General features: G+C 56.4%; 1 pseudogene. It reads right to left on the bottom strand.

From position 1 onward, the window contains the following. Window positions 1–239: 239 nt before the first annotated feature. A pseudogene (locus A9G05_RS26955) lies at window positions 240–1,373 on the bottom strand (IS3 family transposase); the annotation flags it as partial.

Genomic DNA, 1,373 nt, shown 5'->3' with positions numbered 1-1,373 from the left:
ACGATACTCCGGAGATCATCGCCACCATCCACGGCGAAGGCTACCGTTTCTGTGGTGAGCTGGAGCAGGAATAAGTTCCCGCGACGCTGTTGATCTGAAAAGGCGCCTCGGGCGCCTTTTCTGTCTCTGCGATTTGCCTTAAAAGCTGAGAAACCGTGAGCGTGACGTCGAACGGCGCACAAGACAGATGTGTCTAGTCCTGAAATAGGTTTACACATTTTCAACTAGCATTTCTCTACTCAGAACCCCCTATGTACCGCATCGGGGGTTCTGTATTTCAACGCATGATGCGGCCGCTCCTCGTTGTAAATATCCACCGCTTCACGCACCATTTCCCGCGCTTGCGTCAAATCCTGCGGGCTTTGCAACAATAACTCTCCTTTCAAAATCCCGTTCACCCGCTCCGCCAACGCATTCTGGTAACAGTCATACCCATCCGTCATCGAGCATTTCACCCCGTACCGTTCATGTAATGACTGATACAGTCCCGAGCAATACTGCACGCCGCGGTCAGAGTGATGGATGAGTTCACCGCCGCCACGCGTCGTTGCTTCAGTGCTTTCTTGAACGCCATCGCCACCGATTCGGCGTGCATTCCTTCGTGTACGTGGTGGCCCACTATCTTGCGTGAGTACGCATCCGTCACCAGGCTCAGGTACAGTGGCCCGCTCCTGGCTGGCAGATAGGTGATATCTGCGACCCAGACCTGCTCCGGTGCTACCGGAGTGACCTGCTCTGGCCCCGCCTTGAGCAAGTTGGGATGACGGTAGAAACGGTGAAAACTGTGGGTGGTCTTGTGATACGCCCGTCTGTGCTGCACCAGCAGGCGGTGCTCGGTCAATATCTGAAACAGCCTGTCACGCCCGACCTTGAGCCCGCCATCATCCTGACCCTGCAGCAGATAATGCAGCTTGCGAGTGCCCACCCGAGGTTGTCGTAGTCGAACCTGACGCACGAAGCGCACCACCTGTAGCCCTTGTGCATGGCGCTCGTCGGCGACCCGATTGCGCTTGTAGTAAGCCTGCCGGCTTATCCCCAGAAACAGGCAAGCCCTGACAATGGTCAGCCTCTCGACTTGCCGCTGCGAGAGGACTTGCCGGGTCGCTTTTTTACGATGGAGACGCCGTAGTCATTCTTCAGTACATCGACGACGGCCTCAAAGAACTGAGCCTTCTGACTCATCAGTGCCAGCTGTTGCTCGAGTTCCTTGATACGCTGTTCGGGCGTCTGGTTGTCGGGGTCAGGCATGGTGATGCTCCTGCCGGCGCGCACAGAAGCCCCCTGGCTCCAATCTTGCCGACCATGTTTACGCAACCATACCAGAACAGTGGAGCGGCCCTGAATGCCATAACGCACCTGAGCCTGTTTGTAGG

Source organism: Pseudomonas sp. ENNP23, assembly GCF_001728945.1.
Taxonomy (GTDB): domain Bacteria; phylum Pseudomonadota; class Gammaproteobacteria; order Pseudomonadales; family Pseudomonadaceae; genus Metapseudomonas; species Metapseudomonas otitidis.
The sequence above is the reverse complement of the archived record's forward strand: the minus strand, read 5'-3'. Positions and strand labels throughout refer to the sequence as shown.